This window comes from Pedobacter changchengzhani (genome assembly GCF_004354365.1).
GTDB lineage: Bacteria > Bacteroidota > Bacteroidia > Sphingobacteriales > Sphingobacteriaceae > Pedobacter > Pedobacter changchengzhani.
In genome coordinates, this window is sequence record NZ_SJCY01000001.1 from 404,187 (window position 1) to 430,224 (window position 26,038).

Annotated in this window: 27 protein-coding genes; 20 read left to right on the forward strand and 7 right to left on the reverse strand. The window is 34.9% G+C overall.

The features are described 5' to 3' along the window. Window positions 1-78 precede the first annotated feature (78 nt). From EZJ43_RS01765 to EZJ43_RS01775, 3 genes are all read left to right on the forward strand, one after another. Window positions 79-402: a type II toxin-antitoxin system RelE/ParE family toxin gene (locus EZJ43_RS01765; RefSeq protein WP_262708843.1), complete on the forward strand. Its 324-nt coding sequence runs from the start codon at window positions 79-81 to the stop codon at window positions 400-402. 3 nt (window positions 403-405) lie between these two features. Beyond that, complete coding sequence (locus tag EZJ43_RS01770) at window positions 406-690, forward strand: addiction module antidote protein (protein ID WP_133260939.1); 285 nt, start codon at window positions 406-408, stop codon at window positions 688-690. Window positions 691-854: 164 nt separating this feature from the next. Beyond that, the gene (locus EZJ43_RS01775; RefSeq protein ID WP_133260940.1) at window positions 855-1,589 is read left to right on the forward strand and encodes a sulfite exporter TauE/SafE family protein; all 735 of its coding nucleotides are present in this window, start codon (window positions 855-857) and stop codon (window positions 1,587-1,589) included. 202 nt (window positions 1,590-1,791) lie between these two features. On the opposite strand, the gene EZJ43_RS01780 is transcribed toward EZJ43_RS01775, so the two are convergent. From EZJ43_RS01780 to porW, 3 genes are all read right to left on the reverse strand, one after another. Further along, the gene (locus EZJ43_RS01780) at window positions 1,792-2,124 is read right to left on the reverse strand and encodes a hypothetical protein (RefSeq protein ID WP_317126389.1); all 333 of its coding nucleotides are present in this window, start codon (window positions 2,122-2,124) and stop codon (window positions 1,792-1,794) included. 116 nt (window positions 2,125-2,240) lie between these two features. Then, the gene (locus EZJ43_RS01785) at window positions 2,241-4,457 is read right to left on the reverse strand and encodes a transglycosylase domain-containing protein (RefSeq protein ID WP_133260941.1); all 2,217 of its coding nucleotides are present in this window, start codon (window positions 4,455-4,457) and stop codon (window positions 2,241-2,243) included. A gap of 79 nt (window positions 4,458-4,536) precedes the next feature. Further along, window positions 4,537-7,299: a type IX secretion system periplasmic lipoprotein PorW/SprE gene (gene porW, locus EZJ43_RS01790; RefSeq protein ID WP_133260942.1), complete on the reverse strand. Its 2,763-nt coding sequence runs from the start codon at window positions 7,297-7,299 to the stop codon at window positions 4,537-4,539. Window positions 7,300-7,408: 109 nt separating this feature from the next. Here porW and EZJ43_RS01795 point away from each other — a divergent pair, with 109 nt between their 5' ends. The 8 genes from EZJ43_RS01795 to atpG all read left to right on the forward strand — a co-directional run bounded on the left by EZJ43_RS01795 (window position 7,409) and on the right by atpG (window position 13,621). Continuing rightward, window positions 7,409-7,630: an AtpZ/AtpI family protein gene (locus EZJ43_RS01795; protein ID WP_133260943.1), complete on the forward strand. Its 222-nt coding sequence runs from the start codon at window positions 7,409-7,411 to the stop codon at window positions 7,628-7,630. 119 nt (window positions 7,631-7,749) lie between these two features. Continuing rightward, window positions 7,750-8,139: a hypothetical protein gene (locus tag EZJ43_RS01800; protein WP_243718020.1), complete on the forward strand. Its 390-nt coding sequence runs from the start codon at window positions 7,750-7,752 to the stop codon at window positions 8,137-8,139. A 14-nt stretch (window positions 8,140-8,153) separates the two neighbouring features. Then, window positions 8,154-9,278, forward strand: a complete 1,125-nt coding sequence (gene atpB / locus EZJ43_RS01805) for a F0F1 ATP synthase subunit A (protein ID WP_133260944.1) — start codon at window positions 8,154-8,156, stop codon at window positions 9,276-9,278. 41 nt (window positions 9,279-9,319) lie between these two features. After that, on the forward strand, window positions 9,320-9,532 hold the full coding sequence (gene atpE, locus EZJ43_RS01810) for an ATP synthase F0 subunit C (protein WP_133260945.1): 213 nt from the start codon (window positions 9,320-9,322) through the stop codon (window positions 9,530-9,532). Between the two features lie 87 nt (window positions 9,533-9,619). Then, window positions 9,620-10,114, forward strand: a complete 495-nt coding sequence (gene atpF / locus EZJ43_RS01815; protein ID WP_133260946.1) for a F0F1 ATP synthase subunit B — start codon at window positions 9,620-9,622, stop codon at window positions 10,112-10,114. A gap of 93 nt (window positions 10,115-10,207) precedes the next feature. Further along, window positions 10,208-10,744, forward strand: a complete 537-nt coding sequence (gene atpH / locus EZJ43_RS01820) for an ATP synthase F1 subunit delta (RefSeq protein ID WP_133260947.1) — start codon at window positions 10,208-10,210, stop codon at window positions 10,742-10,744. A 270-nt stretch (window positions 10,745-11,014) separates the two neighbouring features. Beyond that, complete coding sequence (atpA, locus tag EZJ43_RS01825; RefSeq protein WP_133260948.1) at window positions 11,015-12,589, forward strand: F0F1 ATP synthase subunit alpha; 1,575 nt, start codon at window positions 11,015-11,017, stop codon at window positions 12,587-12,589. Window positions 12,590-12,736: 147 nt separating this feature from the next. Next, window positions 12,737-13,621, forward strand: coding sequence for an ATP synthase F1 subunit gamma (gene atpG / locus EZJ43_RS01830; protein WP_133260949.1), 885 nt, complete (start codon window positions 12,737-12,739; stop codon window positions 13,619-13,621). Window positions 13,622-13,855: 234 nt separating this feature from the next. Here atpG and EZJ43_RS01835 read toward each other — a convergent pair whose 3' ends face one another. Then, window positions 13,856-14,557 (reverse strand): hypothetical protein, encoded by a 702-nt coding sequence (locus EZJ43_RS01835; RefSeq protein WP_133260950.1) that lies wholly within the window; start codon window positions 14,555-14,557, stop codon window positions 13,856-13,858. A 257-nt stretch (window positions 14,558-14,814) separates the two neighbouring features. On the opposite strand from EZJ43_RS01835, the gene EZJ43_RS01840 reads away from it, so the two are divergent. From EZJ43_RS01840 to EZJ43_RS01850, 3 genes are all read left to right on the forward strand, one after another. Further along, a complete protein-coding gene (locus EZJ43_RS01840) occupies window positions 14,815-15,582 on the forward strand; it encodes a 5'-nucleotidase, lipoprotein e(P4) family (RefSeq protein ID WP_133260951.1) in 768 nt (255 codons plus the stop codon). A gap of 60 nt (window positions 15,583-15,642) precedes the next feature. After that, entirely contained in the window at window positions 15,643-15,858 is a 216-nt protein-coding gene (locus tag EZJ43_RS01845) for a hypothetical protein (protein ID WP_133260952.1), read from the forward strand. 275 nt (window positions 15,859-16,133) lie between these two features. Further along, window positions 16,134-17,018 carry a DUF4349 domain-containing protein gene (locus EZJ43_RS01850; protein ID WP_133260953.1) on the forward strand — a complete coding sequence of 295 codons (885 nt, stop codon included), beginning with the start codon at window positions 16,134-16,136 and terminating at the stop codon, window positions 17,016-17,018. 52 nt (window positions 17,019-17,070) lie between these two features. Here EZJ43_RS01850 and ruvC read toward each other — a convergent pair whose 3' ends face one another. After that, the gene (gene ruvC / locus EZJ43_RS01855; protein ID WP_133260954.1) at window positions 17,071-17,658 is read right to left on the reverse strand and encodes a crossover junction endodeoxyribonuclease RuvC; all 588 of its coding nucleotides are present in this window, start codon (window positions 17,656-17,658) and stop codon (window positions 17,071-17,073) included. Between the two features lie 41 nt (window positions 17,659-17,699). Between ruvC and EZJ43_RS01860 the strand changes: the two genes are divergently transcribed. The 4 genes from EZJ43_RS01860 to EZJ43_RS01875 all read left to right on the forward strand — a co-directional run bounded on the left by EZJ43_RS01860 (window position 17,700) and on the right by EZJ43_RS01875 (window position 21,787). Beyond that, window positions 17,700-18,677 carry a lysylphosphatidylglycerol synthase domain-containing protein gene (locus EZJ43_RS01860; protein WP_133261146.1) on the forward strand — a complete coding sequence of 326 codons (978 nt, stop codon included), beginning with the start codon at window positions 17,700-17,702 and terminating at the stop codon, window positions 18,675-18,677. Next, window positions 18,655-19,791, forward strand: coding sequence for a glycosyltransferase family 2 protein (locus tag EZJ43_RS01865; RefSeq protein WP_133260955.1), 1,137 nt, complete (start codon window positions 18,655-18,657; stop codon window positions 19,789-19,791). Before EZJ43_RS01860 ends, EZJ43_RS01865 begins: the two co-directional genes overlap by 23 nt. Window positions 19,792-19,955: 164 nt before the next feature. Then, on the forward strand, window positions 19,956-20,564 hold the full coding sequence (locus tag EZJ43_RS01870; RefSeq protein WP_133260956.1) for a ribonuclease HII: 609 nt from the start codon (window positions 19,956-19,958) through the stop codon (window positions 20,562-20,564). Between the two features lie 20 nt (window positions 20,565-20,584). Beyond that, complete coding sequence (locus EZJ43_RS01875; RefSeq protein WP_133260957.1) at window positions 20,585-21,787, forward strand: glycosyltransferase family 4 protein; 1,203 nt, start codon at window positions 20,585-20,587, stop codon at window positions 21,785-21,787. A 110-nt stretch (window positions 21,788-21,897) separates the two neighbouring features. On the opposite strand, the gene EZJ43_RS01880 is transcribed toward EZJ43_RS01875, so the two are convergent. Beyond that, window positions 21,898-22,638, reverse strand: coding sequence for a hypothetical protein (locus tag EZJ43_RS01880; protein ID WP_133260958.1), 741 nt, complete (start codon window positions 22,636-22,638; stop codon window positions 21,898-21,900). Between the two features lie 553 nt (window positions 22,639-23,191). Here EZJ43_RS01880 and gcvT point away from each other — a divergent pair. Together gcvT and EZJ43_RS01890 are read left to right on the forward strand one after the other, a co-directional pair. After that, a complete protein-coding gene (gene gcvT / locus EZJ43_RS01885; RefSeq protein ID WP_133260959.1) occupies window positions 23,192-24,271 on the forward strand; it encodes a glycine cleavage system aminomethyltransferase GcvT in 1,080 nt (359 codons plus the stop codon). 87 nt (window positions 24,272-24,358) lie between these two features. Further along, complete coding sequence (locus EZJ43_RS01890) at window positions 24,359-25,090, forward strand: 2-phosphosulfolactate phosphatase (protein WP_133260960.1); 732 nt, start codon at window positions 24,359-24,361, stop codon at window positions 25,088-25,090. Between the two features lie 34 nt (window positions 25,091-25,124). On the opposite strand, the gene EZJ43_RS01895 is transcribed toward EZJ43_RS01890, so the two are convergent. Continuing rightward, window positions 25,125-25,901, reverse strand: a complete 777-nt coding sequence (locus EZJ43_RS01895; RefSeq protein ID WP_133260961.1) for a patatin-like phospholipase family protein — start codon at window positions 25,899-25,901, stop codon at window positions 25,125-25,127. Window positions 25,902-26,038: the final 137 nt, after the last annotated feature.

Sequence of the window (26,038 nt, forward strand, 5' to 3'; positions counted from 1 at the left end):
GCAAGTTTTGTAGGTGGTCAAATTATCGCTTAGTGATAAGAATAATTTTGGACGATTTTACCGATAAATAACGTATTTTTGTATCCAAGTGGATACAGTTTTATTTTCTTTATTGAGAAAACAATTGAATTTGACAAATGGTTGAGAAAGTTAAATGACCTGAAAGCCAAAGCAAAAATTCTATTTAGCATACAGAAGTTAGAAAATGATGAGCATTTTGGCGATTGTAAACCCGTTGGAGATGGAATTCGAGAAATGCGAATAGATTTTTCGAAAGGATATCGGGTTTACTTTAAAGAAAAAGATGGAAAAATTATAATCCTTCTACTTGGTGGAGACAAGTCGAATCAAGAAACGGACATTAAGAAATCTAAAGAAATTTGGAAAAAATTAAATAATTAGAACATGGAAACATCGAAATTTGAAATAGCAGATTATTTAGATAATCAAGAAATGATTGCCGAATATTTAAACACCGTGTTGGAAGAAGGAGACGATAAAGATGTGATTAATGCCATTGGACATATCGCAAAAGCCATCGGCATGACAAAGATTGCCGAGGAAACCGGATTGAGCAGGCCGAGTCTTTACAAGGCGCTATCTTACGGTGCAAAACCTCAATTTGCAACAATAATGAAAGTGCTAAAATCCATTGGCGGGCAAATACAAGTTAACCCTACTACAGCATAGAATAAGTTTGTTTAGTAGCTGTTGGTGAAATCTGTATCAATGGAGTACATGCCAATCATGTATATAGAAAATTCTGCTTTGCAGTACATCTTTGGCAGCTCATAAAACATCAACGAAGGCCAAATTATGAGAATAACTATTTTCAACTTTAGCGATAAACAAAATTGACATCTACAATTGCATTTATTCTCATTATTAGTTTTATTGCATCATTGATACGGTCAACACTCGGTTTTGGCGAGTCATTGGTAGCAGTGCCGTTATTTCTGCTTTTTTTGCCAATAGAGATTGCTGTGCCATTATCAGTTATGATGTCTATTATCATTGCTTTGGTTATCGTTATACAAGACCATAAGGAAATTCATTTTGAGAGTGCTAAATGGCTGATCATCTATGCAATTCCTGGCATACCAATAGGAATTTTAATTTTAACTTATGGAAATGAAATTATAATTAAGATGGGCCTTGGAGCACTTATTATTCTTTACTCTCTTTATTCGCTTCTTAGTAAAAATAGCAAAATACTTAAAGAAGATAATAAGTGGTGGCTTTTTGCATGTGGTTTTTTGTCTGGAGTATTTGGTGGCGCTTATGGATTGAACGGTCCGCCATTAGTGGTTTACGGAAATTTAAAACAATGGAGTGCAAAGCATTTTAGAGCGACTTTACAAGCTTATTTTTTGCCTGTAAGCTTTATAAGTGTAATCGGCTATTACGCCAAAGGACTCATTACTACCGAAGTAAATATCTATTTTATTATTTCCTTGACAACAGTTATTCCAGCAGTTTTTTTAGGAAGGTATTTAAATCATCAATTAAAGAACAATTCGTTTTTTAAATATGTATATGTGGGGCTTATACTTATAGGTATAATTTTAATCGTAACTTCTTTAATATAAAAAAGCGGGATATAAAGCCGGTATAAGAAATAGTGGTTTTATTGCTAATTAAAAGTGAGCGTTTTTTTGAAAAATGCGTTTGGCTAATCTTATAATCAACTATTTCACTTATGGTTGGTGTTGTCACCAACCATTCATTCATCGCCCAAAAATATATGACGAATTTTATTAAGATGGTCAGTTCATAACCGCAATTTTAAGCCTAAAACCCCAACTTCTCATCAAGCTCTGTAGTGCCTTCTTCTTGTTTTTGGTATTGGTTACAATCAAAAACAATAGATGTTCCATTTTTTGGCGCGTCGAAATCTTTTTTCTCTATTTTTAAACTTGGATTGGCATAAACACGTTTTATAAATCCGGCAAAAATTGGTAACGCCGTATTTGCACCTTCACCTTGCCCAGTACTTATAAAGTGGAAAGCACGATCCTCGCAACCCGTCCAAATACCGGTAACCAACTGCGGTGTAATCGCCATAAACCAACCGTCGGAGTTGTTCTGTGTTGTACCCGTTTCACTTATGGTTGGTGTTGTCACCAAATCAACTATTCACTTCACTTATGGTTGGTGTTATCACCAACCATTTATACATCGTCCAAAAAAATATACAACGAATTTATTAAGATGGTCAGTTCATAACCGCAATTTTAAGCCTAAAACCCCAACTTCTCATCAAGCTCTGTAGTGCCTTCTTCTTGTTTCTGATATTGGTTACAATCAAAAACAATAGATGTTCCATTTTTTGGCGCGTCGAAATCTTTTTTCTCTATTTTTAAACTTGGGTTAGCGTAAACACGTTTTATAAACCCGGCAAAAATCGGGAGCGCAGTATTTGCACCTTCACCTTGCCCAGTACTTATAAAGTGGAAAGCACGATCCTCGCAACCGGTCCAAATACCAGTAACCAACTGTGGTGTAATCGCCATAAACCATCCATCAGAATTATTTTGTGTTGTACCCGTTTTTCCGCCAATTGGTGCGTTTACTTTGTATTTGTAGTTTAAACGAGAGCCTGTTCCATTTGTAATTACACCTCGCAACATCCTCGTCATAATGTAGGCTACTTCTTCGCTCATTACAGGTTTCGGTATCGCTTTTTGCTGAAATAATACCACGCCATTTCTATCCTCAATCCTTAACAAATAAATGGGCTGCGTGTAGTAACCTTTATTGGCAAAAGCACCATAAGCGCCTACCATATTAAAAATAGATGAATCAAAAGAACCTAAACAAATAGAAGGGTATGCGGGCACATTTGGGATGCCCATTTTTGTGGCTAAATTTGCAACTTTAACTGGGCCAACCTGTTTCATTAAAAAAGCCGCAATGTAATTTTGCGAATAAGCTAAGGCCTTTTGTAAAGTTAAGCTTCCTGGTATAGTACCCGATGATCTCGGCGTGTAAGGATCGCCATAACCTTCTATCGTTACCGGTACGTTAGGCACAGTATAACAAGGCGAATAACCATTTTCTATAGCAACTGCATACGTAAACGGTTTGGCAGTAGAACCTACTTGGCGCGTACCCATTTTAACTTGATCGTACTTAAAATGTTCAAAATTTATACCACCAACCCACGCTTTTACATATCCGTTTTGCGGATCCATGGTCATCATCGCATTGCGAAGAAGCATTTTATAATACCTAACCGAGTCGATGGGTTTCATCAAGGTATCTAAGTTACCTTTCCAAGTAAAAATGGTTAATTCGGTAGGTGTATTAAAATCTTTCTTAATTTCTGCGTCTGATTTTCCGGCAGACTGAAGCTCTTTATAACGGTCGGATCGTTTTATGCCCTGTTCAATCTGCAATTCTTTGTCTTTAAACGGATTTTTACCTCTCCAACTTTTTATAAATTCAGCCTGTAGCACTTTCATGTACTCTTTTTGTGCTTCTTCGGCATAAACCTGCATGTCGTAATTAATCGTTGTATAAATTTTCAAACCGTCTCTATCCAAATCATACGATGTGCCATCTGGCTTTAAAATAGCCTGTTCTTGAAAAATACTTTTAATATCGTTTTTAAGTACCGATCGAAAATAAGGTGCAACACCATCATTTACAGTAGCTGCATTAAAGCGTAAATCTAACGGCTTTTCTTTTTCTACGTTAAATTCGGGTTCGGTAATCATTTGCGATTTTACCATCATCGCCATTACCGTATTTCTACGGGTTTTAGATCGTTCGGGGTGCCGGGTTGGCGAGTACATTGTTATTCCTTTCTGCATACCAACTAAAGTAGATGCTTCGGTAAGGGTCAATTTATCGGGCGTGGTGTTAAAATAAACGCGTGCGGCGGCTTTTATGCCATACGCCTGATTTCCAAAATCAACCGTGTTGAGGTACATGGTTATAATTTCTTCTTTGGTATAATTACGCTCTAGTTTAACGGCAACAATCCATTCTTTAAACTTTGTTAGCACTAGCGTGAAGAAGTTTAGATTAGATTCTCTTGGAAATAAATTCTTTGCCAACTGTTGCGTAATGGTACTTGCACCTTGCTTTTTGCCAATTAAATTGTAAAATATAATGGTAAAAGTTCTTTTAAAATCGATGCCCGAGTGTTCTTTAAAGCGAACGTCTTCGGTGGCGATTAAACCATTAATTACATTGGGTGAAATTTCTTTATACGTAACATTGGATCGATTCTGAACGAAATAGGTTCCTAATGGACGACCATCTTCGGCAATAATTTCTGATGCTTGATTGCTTTTAGGGTGCTCAATATCTCTAAAAGATGGCAGCGGACCGAATATACCTAAACCTAATAAAGAGATGAAAATTGCGAAAAGTGCAATTCCACCAACTACAATTTTCCAAATTAGAAAGTTGTATCTCTTTATATCGTTGGGCAAAAGTTGTGTTTTCATGATATTATTTTAATAGCCAAATCTATTTTATTGTAAAATAATTAGCTTAATTTTAATAGGCTTGAGAAAAATTAGCGCACTAATAACCGATTTTAAAAAACTCTAAATATTGATTAATACGCTTTCTATCGGTTAATTTTTCGAAATTATTTTTACTGATAATAAAAGTGCGATAATTGCTAGCTGGCACTTTCATTATTTTTGATAACTGATCTTTAATGCTCGATTCGTAAAGTTTCGCATCATCCAAATCAACAAAGCTTGTTACGTAAATAAGCTGGTCATTATCAAACTCAATTAATTTATGCACCAAATCGTTATCTGGATAATTGCCTCTGTTAAATTGTCCTAAACCAAATCTCGATGATGTTAACGTAAGCGAAGCGTCATTAACATCAATTACATAATAATACGTGTCTGATGTTGCGTTATTAAACACGCCATCTGTTTTTACACCGGCGTTTTCTGTAATTAAATCCTTTACATCAACTTTTACAGCAATTTTAGTCGAATCGGCTGGTTTAGCTACTTCTAAAGGTTTTTTAGCCTGCGGCTTAGGCTGGTTTACAAACCTCGGTTCAGCGCTATCGAAATCTATCAAAGCTAATTTTCTTTGCTTAAACTCAGCAAGGTTGGCTGCTATATATTTTAAGTGATCTTCAACAAGTGGTGTAATTATTTTATCCTCAGGATAGGTTTTTACAATCGCATTAAATTCAGTAAGCAACGCATCAACTTTCGCTGTTCGGCCAACCGCAATTGCCTTTAAATAGGCGTACTGAGGTGCAAGGTCATTGGATGGAAAATCCGTTAAACTGCTAACAGTTTGCTTAATTACTTCTTGATAATCCTTTTTAGCGTAATTGTTAAAAACCTGATTGTAGTTCTCGTTTACCGCATCTTCAAGGTTATTTTTTTTGATGGAATAACTTGGATCTAAAATAGTTTTAGCGAAATCAGAATTTGGGAATTTTGTTAATACCAATTGCTTGTATTCGTTCGATTTGTATTGATCGACACCATTATTATTCAGATATAAACTGTAATAAATAGCCGCAAGCTGATTATTTTCTGGGTAACGATTTAACAGTTCTAAATAAACTTTATTGGCTTCATTTTTATCATTAAGTTCTTGTTGATAAAAGGTAGCAATTTCGAAATAGGCATCAATTATACTTTGATTGGATTTTGCTAACATTGCACTGTCAATCGGCAATTTTGCAAGATAATCCTTTTCGAGTGCAGTTTGATTTTGTTTACCCGCAGAATCAATCGTTTTAATTGGTTTAATCACACTTGCAACATCGCCACCACTTAAAATTTCGCTACTTTCTTGCATAGATGAGCGTTGGCTTTGGCGCCAATTGTCTTCTAAAGGGCGATTGCCCCAACGTTTTTTAAAATCAGCCAATCCGTTGCTTACGGCAGCTGTATTGTTAAAATAAAATTTACTTCCATTTCCAACTGTAAGGTTAATTAGTGTATTGTCGTCATTTTGAAATATACTTGTTGGTAGCGATTGATTTTCCTTAATTGTAGTAGTTGGTACACCAATCAATGGCTTTTTAAGCAGTAACTTAATTCTAGCTTCTCGTTGCCAAGCTGGTAGTTTAGCAATCATTTGTAAAGTATCCTCGCGACTAATTACCTCATATCTATCGGTTAAATATTGGAGATTATTTGCTTTTTTAGCAATGGCAGCGTAATCGGGATGAGTTTTCGGTAAAACCGTCATCGTGCTATCGTAATATGCTTTAGCTTTAATGTAATTGCTAAATTGTTTAAAATTCAAATCGGCAATTTTTAAAAAAGATAGCGCTTTTTGATTTTGATTTTTTGTACTCGCCTTCGCCGACTTTAAATAATTTTCTTCGGCTTTCTTGTAGTTTCCTTCGGTCGAAAACAATTCGCCAATCTGATAGTAGATTTGATCGATATAATCTAAATTTTTATCATCTTTAATTAGCGATAATAACTCTTTATCTTCATTTACTTTATAGCCACTAATCAAAGCTTTTAATTTTATGCGCCTTAAATTTGCATGGAAATACATTTCGAATGGCGCATTGCTATTTTCTACTTTAGTGTAGGTAATAAATGCATTTTGTGGGTCGTTTTCTTTTTCTTGCAGTTGCGCTAATACATACTGCCACCTAATACGCAGCTGTTTATTATCGGCCGTTCTAATGGCTGGTGTTAGTAAATTAATGGCATCAATATTCCGGCTTTGATAAATTCGCATCTGCGCGGTTGTGGCCAATGGCTCGGGTAAATTCTTTTTGTAAACACTCAAAGCACGCAGCATTGTGTCTAAAACCTTATCTGCATAAGCTAAATGGTTTAATTCCATTTGGCTCTTCGCTTTCCAGTTCATGGCCATTATAAATGTTTTAGCATCGCTTTTATATGTTTTAGCCACGTAATCAAAATACTCAGAGGCGGTAAAGTAATTACCTTTTAAATAGTTTGCTTTCCCGATGAGCATATAAGCATCATCAATATAATTGCTAAAACTCTTATCGTTAATAACGGTTTGGCCTTTGGTAATTATTTCGTCTAACTGTTTATTTGCAGTACCAGCAGTTAACACTAAATCAATTTGAGGTGCGGGATCGAAATATACAGGTAAAATCTTTTCATAATCATCCTGAATGGTTTGTGCAAGATCTTCATTATACTCCGACAACAAAACCTTTGAGTTGTAGATATAATTATATCTTGCAGTTAAATTTTGCATCTTACGACTCACAGCAGTATCTTTAGGCGTAATACAGCCATATAAAAGCAGTATGCTAATGCAAAAAAGAAGGGGATTTAAGTTTGGCTGAATATAGTTTTTCAAGTATAAGAATCGCTTTAGTAAAATATACAATAACAAAATGTATGCAAAGTTATTTTAATCGCCAACAAAATGTTAATTTATTCAAAGTTAATTAAATATTGTATTTAAAATGGAAAATCAAAAACCAAACGAGGAGCCGAAAAAAATTAATAACGCAATAAAATACTCGGCTATGGGTTTTCAAATGTTTGCTACAATAGGTTTATTAACTTTTATAGGTTATAAAATAGATGAACATAGACAAAGTAAAACAAATATAATAACGGCATTATTCGCACTTGCAGGCGTTGCAATTGCATTATACCAAGCTATTAAACAGGTTACTAAGTAAATTTTAATTGTTTTTATTGTTACATATTGGGAAAGAATTACACCTCAATTCTATTTTTTTAGTTGATGCTAAAAACCCTATCTTTGCCAAAATTTTTAATTTTGTAATAAATTAGTCCATTGCCACTAAATAAATTTACCAGCATCTACTTAATTTTTGTAGGCATATTAATAGGCCTTGTTTCGTTATTAACCGTTATTTTTCCTGATAAGCAATTGTTTATTCCAAATTTCTGGTTGATGTTTGGGTTTTTAGCGGGCATCACTTATATCGCATATATTTTAGTTGATATTGGTGTGAAAAAAGATCCAGAAATTGGTGTAATGGCAATTATGGCGTCGATTGCCATAAAAATGATTTTTTGTATGGCTTTTGTGCTGATTTACAGTATAAAAGTAAAGGGAATAGGCTTAATATTTATTTTGAATTTTTTTTCTACATATTTATTGTTTTCTGCCTTTGAAATTTACTGTTTGTTACGTAACTTGCGCCACCAAAATTTAAAGTAAAAATCTGCCAATAAATGGATTGTAACCGAGTTTTAGTATCTAAAGTTAAGAAAGTAATTGTTGCATTTACGCTTTTAATAGCGTTTTTGTCTGTCAAAGTTGATGCTTTTGCTCAATCTGATAGTGCTACTGTCCCTGTAGATAGTGTTGTAGCTAAATCAGCACAAGCAGTTTCTGGCGAGCATGGCGTTGCAGAACATGGAAAAGAAAAATTTGAGCCTACAAAAGTGATTATGGAGCATATTGCCGATTCTCACATGTGGCATTTTTGGGGTCATACTTCAATGCCTCTCCCTGTAATTTTATATACTGCTGGCGGAATAGAGTTTTTCTCTTCGGCTCATTTTCATCATGGAGAAGAAGATTATGTAGGTGCACATAATACTTACCGTTTAGTGCACGATAAAGTTAAAGTTGTTGGTGCTAACGGACAAGTTGACGAAACTGCATCTGTTTTAGATTTTTCGATCACTAAAAACGTAGCCGCAATGTTTATTGCAATCTTCGTTATTCTATTGGTATTTATTTCTATCGCAAATTCATATAAAAAGCGTGTTGGTAAATCTCCTAAAGGATTGCAATCGTTTTTTGAACCTGTTATTCTTTTTATTAGAGATGATGTTGCTAAGCCAAACATCGGACATAAATATGCAAAGTTTATGCCTTATTTATTAACGGTTTTCTTCTTCATTTTATTTAATAATCTTTTAGGTTTAGTGCCAATTTTTCCAGGTGGTGCAAACGTAACCGGTAACATTGCATTAACATTTGTTATGGCTTTTGGTACGCTAATAATTGTTAACTTAAATGGAAATAAATATTATTGGAAACACATTTTCTTGCCTAATGTACCATTTTGGTTATGGCCTTTAATGGTTGTGGTAGAAATTGTAGGTGTAATATCTAAGCCGTTTGCTTTAATGGTTCGTTTATTTGCGAACATGACCGCAGGACACATTATCGTATTAAGTTTAATATCGCTTATCTTTATCTTCGAAACTTTGGCAATTGCACCAGTTTCAGTTGCGTTCGTAATTTTTATGGATGTGCTAGAATTATTGGTTGCATTTTTACAGGCTTTCATTTTTACATTACTTACTGCCTTATTTATAGGTATGGCAGTAGAAGAACATCATTAACATTAAACTATTTTTTACAATTAATATAAATTAAATTAGTTATGGTAGGTTCAATCGCGGCAATAGGTGCCGGTTTAGCAGTAATCGGTGCAGGTATCGGTATCGGTCAAGTTGGTGGTAAAGCAATGGAAGGTATTGCTCGTCAGCCAGAAGCTGCATCAAAAATTCAGACTGCAATGATTATCGCAGCTGCCCTTATTGAGGGTGTTGCTTTATTCGGTGTAGTAGTTGCATTATTAGGCTTAAACGGCTAGTAATTACTGAAAAATTTAGGCAGGGTATTTAACGATTGGTTATTTACCCAGCCTTAATAACAAAGATTATTTTAAAAATTAGATAAAATGGAATTAGTAACCCCAAGTATTGGATTAGTTTTTTGGACTGGAATATCGTTCATCTGCTTATTAATATTACTTAGAAAGTTTGCATGGAAACCTATTTTAGGTGCAATACACGAACGTGAGCAAAGCATTGATGAAGCACTTAATAAAGCTGAGTTGGCTAAAATCCGTATGACTGAGTTAACGGCTCAAAACCAAGATTTGATGCAACAAGCCCGTGCTGAGCGTGATGAAATTTTGAAGGAAGCTAAAACCTTAAAAGATGGTATTTTAAACGAAGCTAAAAAACAAGCTCAGGTGGAAGGTGCTAAATTGATTGAGAAAGCTAAAATCGAAATCGAAAACCAAAAGAAAGTTGCTTTGGCAGAAGTTAAAGACCAAGTTTCTTCTTTATCGCTAGAAATTGCTGAACGTGTTTTACGTACTCAATTAGACGATAAAACTAAACAACAAGCATTGGTTGCTAATTTGTTAAAAGACGTTGAATTAAACTAAGTTTTGAGAAAATAGATTTGAGACATTAGATTTTAGATATGAGACTGGCTCTCCTATCTCACATCTCACATCTCATATCTCACACCTAAAAATATGTCAGAAATTAAAGTTGCGAGCAGATACGCAAAATCATTAATTGATTTATCCGTTGAGAATAATGCCTTATCATCATCTTACAATGATATGGTATTGTTTAACAAGGTTGTTGATGATACGCCAGAATTGGAAGCGATATTGAAAAATCCAATCGTGCCTTTAGATAAAAAAATTGGCATTTTAAATGGAATTTTTAGCGATAAAGTAAGTAAGTTAACATTAGCTTTTTTTAAAATTGTGGTTAGCAAAGGTAGATCATCAATCCTTTTTGCAACTTCAAAGCAGTTTATACAGCAATATAATGTAATAAAGGGCATTGTTACTGCTGATGTAATTTCTGCAACGGCATTAACCGATGCAGCGAAGGCTGAAATTGTTGGAATTGTAAAGAAAGAATTGGGAGCCAACGAAGTTATCGTAAACGAAAAAGTTGATGAGAAACTTATAGGTGGTTTTATTTTAAAGGTTGGCGATAAACAATTTGATGCGAGTATTGCCAGCGGATTGAGTAAACTTAAAAAAGAATTTGCATAGGTAGTAGCGAGATTTGAGTATTGAGATTTGAGTGTCAAGTATCAAGTATCGAGTATCAAGTATCAAGTCTGGGTTTTTTAGACTTGTACGGTACTGAATGAACTAAATGACTACTAGCTTAATAATATAAACCCGATAGTAGTGTAAATCCTTTTTAAACCAAATTCCCTTTAGGGGATTTAGGGGTTAAAAAGATTGAAACGAATAGCGGGACTGCAAGAACAAAAGAATTACAAGATTTACATTTACAAAAAGATATAAATTAAAATTATGGTAGAGGTAAGACCAGACGAAGTATCGGCAATTATCAGACAGCAATTGGCGGGCTTCAAATCAGAAACCGAACTGGAAGAAGTTGGTACCGTATTGCAAGTGGGCGACGGTATTGCCCGTGTTTACGGTTTAACTAAAGTTCAATCGGGAGAATTGGTTGAATTTGCGAACGGCCTACAAGGCATTGTATTAAACCTTGAAGAAGATAACGTTGGTGTGGTACTTTTAGGTGCATCAGACGAGATTAAAGAAGGAGATACGATTAAACGTACCAAAAAAATTGCCTCTATTAAAGTTGGTGAAGGTATGCTTGGTCGCGTAGTTAATACTTTAGGCGTGCCTTTAGACGGTAAAGGACCAATTTTGGGCGAAACTTACGAAATGCCTTTGGAGCGTAAAGCGCCAGGTGTAATTTATCGTCAGCCTGTAAATGAGCCGTTGCAAACGGGTATTAAAGCAATTGATGCAATGATTCCAATTGGTCGTGGTCAACGTGAGTTGGTTATTGGCGATCGTCAGATTGGTAAAACTGCAGTTTGTATTGATACCATTATTAACCAAAAAGAATTTTATGAAGCAGGCCAGCCTGTGTTCTGTATTTATGTTGCAATTGGTCAGAAAAATTCTACCGTTGCCAACATTGTACGTACGCTAGAAGAAAATGGCGCTTTACCATATACAGTTGTTGTTGCTGCTTCGGCTGCTGATCCTGCTCCAATGCAGTTTTACGCTCCGTTTGCAGGTGCTGCAATTGGCGAATTTTTCCGCGATACAGGTAGGCCAGCTTTAATTGTTTATGATGATTTATCTAAACAAGCAGTTGCTTACCGTGAGGTATCATTGTTACTTCGTCGTCCACCAGGTCGTGAGGCTTATCCAGGTGATGTTTTCTACTTACACAGTCGTTTGTTAGAAAGAGCTGCGAAAATTAACTCGAACGATGAAATTGCGCAGGCAATGAACGATTTGCCGGAATCTATTCGTCATATTGTTAAAGGTGGTGGTTCATTAACAGCTTTACCTATCATTGAAACTCAAGCTGGTGACGTTTCTGCTTATATTCCAACTAACGTAATTTCGATTACTGATGGTCAGATTTTCTTAGAATCGAATTTATTTAACGCAGGTATTCGTCCGGCTATTAACGTAGGTATTTCGGTATCGCGTGTGGGTGGTAATGCACAAATTAAATCGATGAAGAAAGTAGCTGGTACTTTAAAGTTAGATCAGGCACAATACCGTGAGTTAGAGGCTTTCTCTAAATTCGGATCTGATTTAGATGCTGCAACAAAATCGGTTTTAGATAAAGGTGCACGTAACGTACAAATGCTAAAGCAAGCACAATTTACGCCTTTTACAGTAGAGAAACAAGTTGCTATTGTTTATGCAGGTACCAAAAACTTAATGCGTAGCGTACCAGTTGATAAGGTAAAAGAATTTGAAACTGAATATTTAACACAGTTGGAAATGCGTCATCCAGAAACATTAGCTGCCTTAAAAGCTGGTAAGTTTGACGATACCATTACTGGTGTTTTAGATACAGTTGCAAAAGAGATTTCAAGTAAATACTAATTGAGATATGAGATATTAGATTTGAGATATGAGAAGGTTTTCAAACGCCTCATAGTTTAAATTTAACATTGAGAAAATAGATTTGAGATTTGAGATAAGGCATTTTGTCTAATATCTCACATCTCACATCTCACATCTAAAAAAAGAATGGCTAATTTAAAAGAAGTAAGAAACCGAATTGCATCGGTACAATCAACACAGCAAATTACCAAAGCTATGAAAATGGTTTCGGCGGCGAAGTTGAAACGTGCCACAAATGCAATTATCGCTTTACGTCCTTATGCAACTAAACTTAAAGAGATTTTAGGTAATCTATCGGCAAGTTTAGAAGGCTCTTCATCGCCTTTTATTCAAGAGCGTGTACCCAATAAGGTTTTAATTGTTACGGTATCATCTAACCGTGGGTTGGCTGGTGCTTTTAACATGAACGTAATTAAAGCAGCCAATAACTTAATCTCCGATAAATATTCGGAGCAGTTTAAAAATGGCAATGTTAGTATTGTATCCATTGGTAAAAAAACTCAGGATTTTTACGAAAAACGAAATTACAACGTTATTGGTAATAATAATGAAGTTTATACCGCTTTAACTTTCGAAAATGTAACTAAAATTACCGACGAGATAATGGCCGGTTTTATTAAAGGTAAATTTGATAAAGTAGAGTTGGTTTACAATCGCTTTAAGAATGCAGCTGTTCAAATTATAACAACCGAACAACTGTTGCCTTTGCCAAAAACAGAAGAAGAACAGGTTGATGCAAAAGCAACGAATGTAGATTACATTTTGGAGCCTTCGCAAGAGGAAATTGTAGAACAGTTAATTCCTAAGTCTGTTAAAATTCAGTTATACAAAGCAGTATTAGATTCTCATGCATCTGAGCACGGCGCACGTATGACATCGATGGATAAAGCAACAGAAAACGCTGGAGAGCTGTTAAAAGCATTGAAATTATCTTATAATCAAGCTCGCCAAGCAGCAATTACAACCGAGTTAACGGAGATTGTAAGCGGTGCAGCGGCACTGAACGGATAAATCTCTAAATCCCCTGAAAGAGACTTATAAAAATTTGACCCCTCAACTTAAATGATGAGGGGTTTTTTGTTGACTTGAATGTGCAAAAAATGGGGTTTCGCTGACCTTATAATATAACTTCTATTATAAATTATTAAGAGCACCCAGAACGAAATATTTTGTCGATTGGCGCAAAGTTTAACTTGAATTAAGTTTTATCAAGGCAATATCTGTAGATATTAACTTGATGCACTTTTAATATTTTTGATTCTTTAAATTTAAACGCAGACGCAAGAATCCGTTTTGTATATCTTTACTGTTTTTATTTTCGTCAAAAACTTTTGCATTAAATTTGGCTTCTAAAATATAATCATCGTTACCCAATTTTTTAAAGGTTATAATTTCAAAATTTGAAAGTACTTGTGAATTTTGCTCGAGTAACGGAGGTTTTTGAAACGACTCAGATCCGAAAGTTTTATAGATAATGCCATTATTAATCGAAATAGCGACGCCGTTTTCTGAATTATCGCGTCCAAAATCAAGTGCGTAGTGTCGCTTACCAAGTTTGTAAAAGCCATTAAAGTCTTTAGGCAACCAATTGGTCACTTTAACCATTTCGTTAAAATTAAATTTTTTCAAAAATGTAATATCGATACGCGGGCCTTCTACATCAAAACCGTAAGTATGCGTGTACATTACAGAATCTTTGGCGCTTGAGTAGTAGTAAATAGTTTTGACGATCGAGTCTACTTTTATATTAGCCAACAGATTACTGCCTTTGTAGCCACTAAAAAATCTTGCGTCACTATAAGTTTTTCCATCAAACATGAAACTAACAGAATCTTTTACGAATTCTAAAGGGTCAGTTTTTTCAATGGGCTTAAGTTCAAGCTTGTTTTTACAGGAACTAAAGCATAGTAAGACCAAGCTTATTGCAAGCAGATTTGTAATTTTCATATCGATTTCATTTGTGTGTCCAAAGGTATAAAAAAAGTAGATCGTGAAAGTGATGTATTTTGCTTTCGGTTGTTGTTAATGAAAAATATTGGCGAATTTTTGCTTGCTTAATTGATATTCACGAAGTTTAAACTAAGCATGACACAATCGCTTTCAATGCTATAAATAATCAATCCCAAAAAATTATGATTTTTATTTGGGATTGTAATCCACCATTATTATGTTTTAGGTTTATATTTGCCTTCTAATTTTAGATCATGAAAAAATATTTTCTCCTTGTTTTAACATTTGCGCTCCCGCTTTTAGCTTCTGCTCAAAAGCCTGAAAGAGATTGGACTAATGCTGTGCTTTGGCAACAAACCAGTGGCGAGTACAGGGCTTTGTGCTTTCAAGCCTATAATTTTGCGCGCTTATCTTTAAAAGAATCTTTATGGGCAGATACAAGTGCTAAACCAAATTGCATTGTTGTAGATATTGATGAAACGGTGCTAGATAACTCTGCGTTTCAAGGTCACGAAATAAAAAAAGGTGTAAGTTATATTCCGGCAGATTGGACAGAATGGACAAATCTAGCCAAGGCCGATACCGTACCAGGCGCATTGGCATTTTTAAAATTTGCAGCATCAAAAAATATTGAGGTTTTTTATTTGAGCAATCGCGATGAAAAAGATTATGCTGCAACTTTAAAAAATTTACAGGCTTTTGGCTTTCCTTACGCCAACGATGCGCATTTGTTGGTTTCTGAAGGTACATCGAATAAAGAACCAAGAAGACGGAAAATTGCAGAAACACATGATATTTTGTTATTATGTGGTGATAATTTAAGCGATTTTACCAACGTTTTTTATCGTGAAGGAAAGAACACTTTCGAACAAGTAAATCAACAGCAAAACCTATTTGGCGTGAAGTACATTGTGTTGCCAAACCCTATGTATGGCGATTGGGAAAAGCCTTTGTATAAGGGAGAAAAACTTAATGATACCGAAAAAGCAAAACAAAGATTAGAACGATTAAAAAGTTACTAAGTATTTATAATTATTCAGCAATAAGTATTACTTTTGCAACATCAATAAATAATATTCATTATGGAAAACGAATTGAAACACAACACTGATAGCATGAAGGCGGCTAATGATCCAGGAATTTACAAGTTGATAATTTTTGGTGTTATCGTTTGTATGGTTGGTGTGTTTGCACGCTTTGCATTCGATTCTTGGATCTTATCTTTAGTTTGTTGGATTGTTTTATTTATCGGCGTGTTCATCTGCATTAAAGGCGTATTTAAAATACTAGACGCTTAAAACATATTTTTATAAAAATTTAAAGCCTGTTATGTTTATTCATAGCAGGCTTTTTTTGTAAATACCCATTTATGGGTATTGTTGTGTTTAAATTATTAGTGGTACTTAGTTGTAGAAAATAACGCTACTAGAGGCTTAAATTGATGTTTTGGGTTACCTAATTTAGATTGTTGTATTAAGGGAAATTACAACATATAATTAGATATGACGTAAAAGCTTCATGGCCATTGAAGAGCGTTAAAAAAATAAATTGCTACAATTTGAACCAACAAATCATGAAAAAGAATATAATTGCGCTAGCCTTAATTATAGGTTTGTTCGGCTGTAATGCTGACAAAAAAGAATACGCACGTACAAGCAACGTCGAAACAAGTGATAGCATTTCGACAGATTCTACTGGAGTGCCAAAAGTAATCAAAACTGCAGATATGCGTTTCCGCGTTAAAGACGTGCAGAAAACGAAGGAAGCGTTGGGTGCTACAATTAAAAGTTTAGGTGGTGCTATCGCCGAATTTTCGATAGAAAGTTCTATCCAAGAAACTGAAAAGGTCAAACAATCTTTAGATTCTTTAAGAGAAATTACTTCATACCGTACTGATGGAACAATTGTGGCAAAAATCCCTTCAGAAAAATTGGATGACTTTACAAATACGATTGCGAAAATGGCTGTATTTGTTGATCATGCTTCGATGAAAATGGATGATCAAAGTATTGCGTATTTGTCCAATCGGCTAAAAGCGGCCAACAGGGTTGATGCGATTGATAAAATTAATAAGGTTGCTTCTAAAAAAAGTGCAAACATAGAGTCTTCTTTATACATAAAAGATGATTTGGTAGATAAGAAAATCGAAAATTTAATGATTGATAGTAAGGTAAAATTCAGCACCATTACCTTAAATTTTTATCAAGATAATACCGTAAAAACGATGGTTATCGGCAACGATAATTTATATGACTACAAACCAGGCTTTGCAAATAGGTTATGGCTAAATATTGTTAATGGATGGACTATTTTTAAAGAAATTATTTTGGCATTAGCCAACCTCTGGATGTTAATTTTGGCAGGTTTTGGAATATTCTTCGCTGTTAGGTATTTCATGAGGAAGAACAAGCTTGCTAGGGTTGAAGCAATGAAGCCTTTTATTCAGAATAAGCAATAACCCAATCATCGTCATCCGATATCAATCGGATGACGATTTTTTTTTAAAACGATCATTTAGACTTCGCTTTCACGGCACCTGTAACCTTCGTCTTATTATCGCTTACAAAAGATTCCCAGCCAGAGTACGTTTTAGATTTTCCTCCTGTCGATATTTTCTGAAAAGAATGGCATAACGCAACTGCTAAACCATCGGTGGCATCTAAAAACTCAGGTGTTTCTTTAAAATTTAAAAGTCTTTGCAACATACTTGCCACCTGCTCTTTTGTTGCATTTCCGTTGCCGGTGATGGATTGTTTAATTTTTCGCGGAGAATATTCGGTAACTGAAATGTTTCTTGATAACGCAGCAGCTATGGCGATTCCCTGCGCTCTCCCAAGCTTTAGCAAAACCTGAATATTTTTGCCGTAAAAAGGCGCTTCAATGGCCAAAACATCTGGTTTATACTGATCGATTAAAACTACAGTTTTTTCAAAAATGCGTTGAAGTTTCAAAAAAGGATCATCGAGATGGGTCATTTTAACTACACCTAAACTAATCAATTCTGTCTTATTTCCCTTTTCTAAAATTATGCCATATCCCATTACAGCCGTGCCGGGATCTATACCCATAATTATTCGTTCCTTTTTTTCAACTAACATTAACACAATATTAAGCATATTTGCAAAAAGAAAAGCCACAATTGACTGTACAACACAAAAAAGTATTATCTATTATCATTAAAGCTGTAATTGTGGTTGCCGCATTTCTTTTTATTTACCACAAACTAATAGCCAATACAGATTTAAAAGATTTCACTAACCTTTTAAATAATATACCGAAACTAGAGATTTTAGCAGTTATCGGTTTAGTGTTGATTATGATGCTGTTTAACTGGTTATTGGAGGCTATAAAATGGAAACGCCTAATTCGGCATGTAGAAAAAATTAGTTTCTGGCGTGCAATAGAGTCTGTTTTTTGCGGCTTAACGCTTGCAATATTTACACCAAATCGGTTGGGCGAATATGGAGGGCGAGTATTTTTCTTATCGCCAAAGAGAAGGATAACGGGCGTTGTAGCAATGGCAGTGGGCAATATTGCACAGTTGGTTCTAACCAATGTTTTTGGGGCAATTGCAACGTGTTTCTTTATTTATAAATTTATTCCTATTGAAGGTTTAATGTACACGGCCATTGTAATTTTAGCTGTTGCATTCTGTCTCTTCTTTATTGTATTTTATTTTAATATACAATGGCTAAACGGTATTCTTTTATCCTTTAAACTAACGAGAAAGTATAAACGATTTTATAAAATTTTAGCGAGGTATCGAAAGGAAGAACTTTTAAAAATTATTTCGATCAGCTTTGCGCGGTACGTTGTGTTTACCTCTCAATATTTTATTTTGTTTGTGTGGCTAATCCCGGGTTTACATTATGGCGATATTGTAATGATGACTTGCTTATTATTTCTAATTCAATCGGCTTTGCCATCGTTAGATTTGTTTGATGTTGGCGTAAGAAGTATAACAGCTGTAGAATTGTTTAAACATGTTACCAATCAGCATGTATCCGTTATTGCGTGCACAGCCAGTATTTGGCTTATAAATATTATTATTCCTGCTATATTAGGCTCTTATTTCGTTTTTAAACTCAATATTTTTGGAAATTCTAAATCTGATTAGTTCTATTTCTGTCGCTTTAACATTTGTTTATGGCTTGTTGGTGCTCACCTTCATTAAAGGATGGTGGCGTTTGCCCGAGTTTAAAACTACTGTGCTAAAGCCCGCTACAAAAGTGTCGGTTATTATTGCAGCGAGAGATGAAGAGTTGATTATTAGGCGAACAATTGATTGTTTAATCGCTCAAAATTACCCGAAAGAATTGACTGAAATTATTTTTATTGATGATCATTCTACCGATAGAACAGCAGAAATTGTATCCTCTTATCATACAAACGGCATTAAATTAATTCAGCTAAATGAGGATAGAGCGATTAATTCTTATAAGAAAAAAGCGATACAAACAGCGATTGGTGCCTGCGATGGAGCTTTAATTTTGACAACTGATGCAGATTGCATTATGGGCGTTAATTGGATTTCTACAGTTGTTAATTTCTACCAGAATAATCATTATAAAATGATTTCGTCGCCTGTATTCTACTTTGAAGAAAAAAATCTTTTTGAACGTTTGCAATCGTTAGAATTTTTATATTTAATAGGCTTAGGCGCCTCAACCATTGGAAATAAAACGCCATCAACCTGTAATGGCGCAAATTTAGCTTATCAAAAAGATGCTTTTTATGAAGTTGGCGGTTTTCAGGGCATTGATGATTTAGCATCTGGCGACGACGAATTATTATTGCACAAAATTGCCCTAAAATATCCTGATAAAATTGGGTTTCTGAAAAAAAGTGATGCCATCGTGTACACGCACGCCAAAGAAAATTTAGGCGCATTTATTCAACAGCGAAAACGTTGGGCATCAAAAAGTACACGTTATAAAAACAAGTGGATTATTGCTTTAGGTGTTCTGGTATGGATTTTCAATTTATCCATCCTATCAAATTTTATCACAGGCTTGTTTATTCCTGCTTTTTTAACCGTTACTTTTTATCAATTGTTGGTAAAAATGATTTTAGAAACTTTCTTTTTATGGGGAGTTACAGGTTTTGCGAATAGGCGAAAATTGCTTATTCTAATTCCCATTCTTAACGTTTTGCATGTGCTTTATATTGTTTACATCGGCGTTGCCGGAAATAGCGGTAAGTACAACTGGAAAGGCAGAATGGTTAAATAATTGTAGTAGAAAAATTTAGAATAGAACCAATGCTCAAAATAACTGGTCAAAAACAAGAGTTACTTTTGCAAGCGCTCGCTCTTTTATGATATATTTCATTAAAAAATCTTCATACGCTAATTTTCTATTTCACATTGGTGGCAAAACCATGTAAATTTGTAAGGATGTTATTAAATTGTTATCAGAATGAGTTTATAGAGGCAGGATGTGACGAAGCTGGGAGAGGTTGTTTGGCCGGCCCCGTATTTGCAGCTGCGGTAATTTTGCCAAATGATTTTAGTTTCGAGGGCTTGAACGATTCTAAACAATTAACACACAATCAAAGAACATCACTCCGGCCAATTATCGAAAAAGAAGCTTTGGCTTGGGCGGTTGGCTCTTGCGATCATGAGGAAATAGACGAAATTAATATATTAAATGCATCTTTTTTGGCCATGCACAGGGCGATTGAAAAACTACAAATGTTGCCTCAATATTTAGTTATTGATGGTAATCGGTTTAGAGCCTACCCAAAAATTCCGCACAGTTGTATTGTTAAAGGCGATGGTAAGTATTTAAATATTGCAGCAGCTTCTATTTTAGCAAAAACGCATCGCGATGAATATATGACAAATTTGCATGTTGATTTTCCACATTACAATTGGCAACAAAATAAAGGTTATCCAACAAAAGCACATCGAACAGCGGTTATAGAAATTGGTTTATCTCCTTTTCATCGAAAAACTTTTAACGTAAGCAATCCCCAGTTAGATATCTTCTCAAATACTGGTTAAAATTTCGTATTTTCACATCATTGAAGATATTATTAATAACTAAACAGGTTCCTTTTCCGCCAAATAGTGGCTATCCTATTGTGGTTTACAATACCATAAAAGGATTGTTAAGATTTGGTGCAGATATCACTTTGTTTTCTTTAAATCCATCGAAGGCAAGGGTTGATGTTGATGACATTTACGATCCTATTTTTAATCAGATTAAGTATCACACCTATAATTTAGATACTGAAGTAAATGTTTGGTCGGCGTTTTTTAACATTTTCACGAATGATTCTTACAATGTTTCTCGGTATTATACTGATGAAGCTGCTACTCGTTTAGAAAATATTTTAAAAGAAAATGTTTTCGATGTTATCCAATTTGAAGGGCTTTTTGTTGTGCCCTATTTGGATGTAGTTAAAGCAAATAGTAGGGCGAAGCTAATTTATAGGGCGCATAACATCGAATTTACCATGTGGGAACGATTGGCAAATTCGGAAGGATTTTTTCCTAGAAGGAAATATTTAGCCTTCCTTACCCAACGTTTAAAAGCTTATGAAACGGATCAAATTAATCGGTTTCACCACATATTTGCAATTTCAGAACCCGATCGACAGAGTATTTTAATGTTTGGATGTGAAATTCCGATTTCTGTTTTCCCGGTTGCACTAGATTTGGATAAATATATTGTTGATAAAAGTAAAACTAGTTTTCCTACACTTTTTCATTTGGGTGCGATGGATTGGCGACCAAACCAAGAGGGTTTAGAGTGGTTTTTGGATGAAATTTGGCCAGATATTGAAAAACTAAACAAAGATTTGCGGTTTTACATTGCGGGTAAAAATATGCAAAAGCACTTTTTTGATTATGATTCTGACAACTTGATTGTTGAAGGAGAGGTTTTTGATGCCGTAGATTTTATGAATTCCAAAGCCATTATGATTGTGCCCTTAATCTCCGGAACGGGGATGCGAGTAAAAATTATAGAAGGTATGGCCATGAAAAAATGCATTATTGCTACACCTACAGCTGCCGAAGGAATTAATTGTAAACATGGTTATGATATTTTAATTGCCAATTCTGCCGATGAATTTTATCGGTCTATTTTACAGTGTATTATTAATCCCAAACTTTGGGATGAAATTGGCGAAAATGCGCATAAAACTGTAAGGCGAGACCATGAAATTAATGATAGCGCAACGCGGATGCTGGAGGTTTATAATGATTTGGTTCGGATTTAAAATGATGAATCATTAAAAATAAGCCATGTATTATTTCGTGGAGTCAGTCATCCGATGAATATGGTGTTGATTTTTATTGGATTACGACAGCGAAAATTTAAGTTAACTAATTATTTAAAAAAGATCACTTTTTTAAGTTCGCTATGAATTTTTATTTCGCTGCCTGCGAGAAGTATTGGGCTTGTTTTACCCATTTTGAAAGCCCTAAATTCTAATTCCACCAAATCTAAAACTCCTTCTGAATCGGAGAAATTGTGATGGTTTAGCGTGTAAATCCCGAAGCCATAAGTTGGAATAATAATTTCATTGCGTGATGCCATATTTTCCTCATTTGCAGGAAAGCCACTTAAAATAATGCTTTGGCGCACTGATAATTCACTCACCTGTTCTATATTATTCCACTTCACAACAAAGTCTTTCGTTAAATCACCTTTTTTATCTACGATAATGTTTTTCTCTTCAATTTGCTTAAGCACATTAATGGTACCTAATGGGTATTTTTTACCGTCTGATAGCTGAATCTCAATTACATAACTATCTTTTACAGGAACATCTCTTTCCAAATATCTAGACTCATCTGTATAATAAAGGCCCTGTCTTTTTTGTAGTGTAAGCGAATCGCCGTTGATGTAGATTATTAAACCTTCATTTCGAATGGATTTACCTTCGGAATCGAAAAGTTCCACAAGCACTTCATTCAATTGCTTATCCTCTGGAAGCTGGAGAATATCGATTTTTGCGCCTATTAACGAGATATTTGTTACAGGTTGTGTTGATAGCTTGGAATTGCATGAAAAAAAGCACCATATAATCAGTGCACAACATACTTTTGTAAGTGTATTTATCTTCATTTTAAATGTAGCGAGCAAGTTATTTATGCTTTTATAAAGATATTATTTTAATCTCGGTTTTAACGAGGAAGATGTGTTAATATCAGTCGAACGCTTTTAAATATTGTGGCCTAAGTCAGTTATATTTTTAGTAAAAATTCAGCGTTAAAACCGGTGGAATTAATAAAACTCATAGGCCTTGGCTTCAGCCATGGGGTTACATCGAATATGAAAGAGGCTTTAGCCAAAAAATTTAACGACACACGAAAATAAGAGAAATTTAAAAGCGTTTGCCTTGGTATTAATATATTTTACATGTTGCCGTTTTTTTTGAAATACCGACCCTTGTTACTAAACCAGATAGGAGTGAGCACGAAGTGTAAACCTTTTCGGTTTACCACGAAGTAAAACGGATAGCGGGACTGCAGCACCTTTGAAATGCTGACTTTCATTTTCTAATAATTTGTTAGTTTCTTTAATATTCATCCAACATTTAAGTGGCCAAAAGTCCATTTAAATTAGCCTAAAAAAATTGTCTTTTTCTTGCTATTTTTGCCGACTAACAAAATATAATATGAAGAGTACCGCTTTATCAGATATACACATTGCGCTTGGTGCCAAGATGGTTCCGTTTGCAGGCTATAACATGCCAGTAACTTACGAAGGAATAAATGCAGAACACGCAATTGTACGTACAGGAGTGGGTGTTTTTGACGTTAGCCACATGGGCGAATTTATTTTAAAAGGTGATAATGCGTTAGATTTAATTCAACGCGTAACCAGTAATGATGCTTCTAAGCTTCACGATGGTAAAATTCAGTATTCTTGCTTGCCCAATAAGGATGGTGGAATTGTAGATGATCTTTTGGTTTACCGCATGAATGAAAAATCATATATGTTGGTTGTTAATGCATCAAACATAGAGAAAGATTGGAATTGGATACAAAGTTTTAATACAGAAGGTGCTGAAATGCATAATATTTCTGATCAAACATCATTATTGGCAATTCAAGGTCCTAAAGCGGCCGAAGCTCTACAAGCTTTAACTGATGTTGATTTGGCTTCAATGGAATATTATACTTTTGTAAAAGGCACTTTTGCAGGTGTGGATAATGTATTAATTTCTGCCACAGGTTATACAGGCGCTGGTGGTTTCGAAATTTATTTTGAAAACCAATACGCAACCAAAATTTGGGAAGCTATTTTTGAAGCAGGAAAACCTTTCAACATCAAGCCGATTGGCCTAGGTGCGCGCGATACTTTGCGTTTGGAAATGGGTTTCTGTTTATATGGAAATGATATTGATGATACCACTTCGCCAATTGAGGCAGGATTAGGGTGGATAACGAAGTTTACAAAACCTTTTACAAATGCAGATGCGCTACAAGCGCAAAAAGTAGCTGGAGTTACGAAAAAATTGGTTGGCTTTGAAATGATAGACCGTGGTATTCCTCGCCATGACTATGAAATTGCTGATGCTGAAGGAAACGTTATTGGTAAAGTAACATCAGGCACGCAGTCGCCTTCTTTGCAAAAAGCAATTGGCATGGGCTACGTTGCTAAAGATTTTACGAAAGAAGGAACGGAAATTTTTATCGTTATTCGCAATACGCCAATTAAAGCTAAAATTGTTAAGTTTCCATTTTTAAAATAGATTTGAGTGAATAGATATGAGATTTGAGACTTGGTTTCTGAAATCTCATATCTCATATCTCATATCTCATACCTCATACCTAAATAAATGCGTAAGAAAATAGAAGTTTGTTTAACGCCTGCCTTGATAGATTTATATGATATTGAGGCGAGTATTGTGGTGGTTATTGATGTTTTACGGGCAACATCATCTATCACTTATGGTATTGATAATGGTGCAGAAGCCATTATTCCGGTCGCCAACGTAGAGGATTGTTTAAAATACGATGGTAAAGGCTATTTACTTGCTGCAGAACGAAATGGCGAAGTAGTGGAAGGTTATGATTTTGGCAATTCTCCTTTTTCTTACACCACCGAAAAGGTAAAAGGCAAAACGATTGTACTAACTACCACCAACGGTACAAAAGCATTGCATTTGGCGCATAAGCGAGCGCATCAAGTTGTTATTGGCTCTTTTTTAAATTTGGATGTACTTTGTAACTATCTAAAAAGCCAAAATAAAGATGTACTTTTATTATGTGCAGGTTGGAAAGATCAATTTAATTTAGAGGATACACTTTTTGCGGGTGCGGTTGTAGAAGAATTGGAAGATGATTTCGATTTCTTTGATGACTCTAGCGTTGCGGCGAAAGATTTATATATGCTTGCCAAAAATGATTTGCGAAAATATTTGTATAAATCATCACATAGCAGCAGGCTAGCTAAATTAAATATAGAGGAAGATGTAGTTTTTTGCTTGCAACTTAATATTTGCAAAGCGATTCCGGTTTTAAAGGGAGAGCGTTTAGTGCCCCTAAATCCCCTAAAGGGGACTTTATAGCGAGGAAGTTTTAAATTTTGGCAAAAGCCCCCCTTTAGGGGGTTGGGGGTATCAACGCCCTAATTTGCTCACTATTTTTTATGGTAATTAGCGCTTCTTCGTGCGCCAGCCAGTAAATATCTTCAGCGCGTTTCATATCAAATGTATTAATTGAGCCCAAGCCTTTAGGTTCTATCATTACATCGCAAAACTTTGATTTTCGTTCCATATCATGGTTAATTGACATTACTCCTGCTCGCCCAAGTAAGTTGGTTATACCTGTAATTTTATCAACTGGTTTTAAGTGATTGCATGAAGAACCAATTATAAAATCACAATCTTTCATTAAAGGTTCTACTGGGAAATTGTTTAATATTCCTCCATCTACATACATCTGCCCATCAATCATTATGGGTTTAAATACACCAGGAATACAGCTTGATGCCTGAATGGCTCGTATTAAAGGGCCTTGATTAAAATAAACCAACCTACCTTCGCTAAAATTAACTGCTGCAATAGTTAATGGAATTTTTAGGTTTTCAATTAAGTTGTTAGGAAAGTAATCTTTCAAAACATTGGCCGTTCTTTCTATATTAATTAACCCTAAAGAACCTAAAGCCGGACGAATAAATCTCCAAAGTTTTGTTTTTAAGAAAATATTTAAGCCTTCTTCAGGGTCAATTCCGGCGGCGAAAAATGCACCCGCGATGGCGCCCGCACTTGTGCCGCTAATATGACTAAAAGTGATTCCTAAATTGCTAAAAGCCTTTAAAACACCTAAATGTGCTATTCCTCTTATTCCTCCGCCTGATAATACAATGCCAACTTTCATGTAGTAAAGGGTTTAAGTTTAATTAATAAAATTGTTGTTATTGGGTTAGATTGTTTAATTGATAAATTGTTGCAAAAGATGTTCAAATAGTCTTCATTACTTAGCTAAATATAATGTATACAATTTGAAACCTATAT

Excerpts from the sequence above, each read along its gene's own strand:
- EZJ43_RS01770 (WP_133260939.1), top strand. The coding sequence starts at position 406 with ATGGAAACATCGAAATTTGAAATAGCAGATTATTTAGATAATCAAGAA.
- EZJ43_RS01785 (WP_133260941.1), bottom strand. The coding sequence starts at position 4,457 with ATGAAAACACAACTTTTGCCCAACGATATAAAGAGATACAACTTTCTA.
- EZJ43_RS01795 (WP_133260943.1), top strand. The coding sequence starts at position 7,409 with ATGGAAAATCAAAAACCAAACGAGGAGCCGAAAAAAATTAATAACGCA.
- atpB (WP_133260944.1), top strand. The coding sequence starts at position 8,154 with ATGGATTGTAACCGAGTTTTAGTATCTAAAGTTAAGAAAGTAATTGTT.
- atpE (WP_133260945.1), top strand. The coding sequence starts at position 9,320 with ATGGTAGGTTCAATCGCGGCAATAGGTGCCGGTTTAGCAGTAATCGGT.
- atpF (WP_133260946.1), top strand. The coding sequence starts at position 9,620 with ATGGAATTAGTAACCCCAAGTATTGGATTAGTTTTTTGGACTGGAATA.
- atpH (WP_133260947.1), top strand. The coding sequence starts at position 10,208 with ATGTCAGAAATTAAAGTTGCGAGCAGATACGCAAAATCATTAATTGAT.
- atpA (WP_133260948.1), top strand. The coding sequence starts at position 11,015 with ATGGTAGAGGTAAGACCAGACGAAGTATCGGCAATTATCAGACAGCAA.
- atpG (WP_133260949.1), top strand. The coding sequence starts at position 12,737 with ATGGCTAATTTAAAAGAAGTAAGAAACCGAATTGCATCGGTACAATCA.
- EZJ43_RS01835 (WP_133260950.1), bottom strand. The coding sequence starts at position 14,557 with ATGAAAATTACAAATCTGCTTGCAATAAGCTTGGTCTTACTATGCTTT.
- EZJ43_RS01840 (WP_133260951.1), top strand. The coding sequence starts at position 14,815 with ATGAAAAAATATTTTCTCCTTGTTTTAACATTTGCGCTCCCGCTTTTA.
- EZJ43_RS01845 (WP_133260952.1), top strand. The coding sequence starts at position 15,643 with ATGGAAAACGAATTGAAACACAACACTGATAGCATGAAGGCGGCTAAT.
- EZJ43_RS01850 (WP_133260953.1), top strand. The coding sequence starts at position 16,134 with ATGAAAAAGAATATAATTGCGCTAGCCTTAATTATAGGTTTGTTCGGC.
- ruvC (WP_133260954.1), bottom strand. The coding sequence starts at position 17,658 with ATGTTAGTTGAAAAAAAGGAACGAATAATTATGGGTATAGATCCCGGC.
- EZJ43_RS01870 (WP_133260956.1), top strand. The coding sequence starts at position 19,956 with ATGTTATTAAATTGTTATCAGAATGAGTTTATAGAGGCAGGATGTGAC.
- EZJ43_RS01880 (WP_133260958.1), bottom strand. The coding sequence starts at position 22,638 with ATGAAGATAAATACACTTACAAAAGTATGTTGTGCACTGATTATATGG.
- gcvT (WP_133260959.1), top strand. The coding sequence starts at position 23,192 with ATGAAGAGTACCGCTTTATCAGATATACACATTGCGCTTGGTGCCAAG.
- EZJ43_RS01890 (WP_133260960.1), top strand. The coding sequence starts at position 24,359 with ATGCGTAAGAAAATAGAAGTTTGTTTAACGCCTGCCTTGATAGATTTA.
- EZJ43_RS01895 (WP_133260961.1), bottom strand. The coding sequence starts at position 25,901 with ATGAAAGTTGGCATTGTATTATCAGGCGGAGGAATAAGAGGAATAGCA.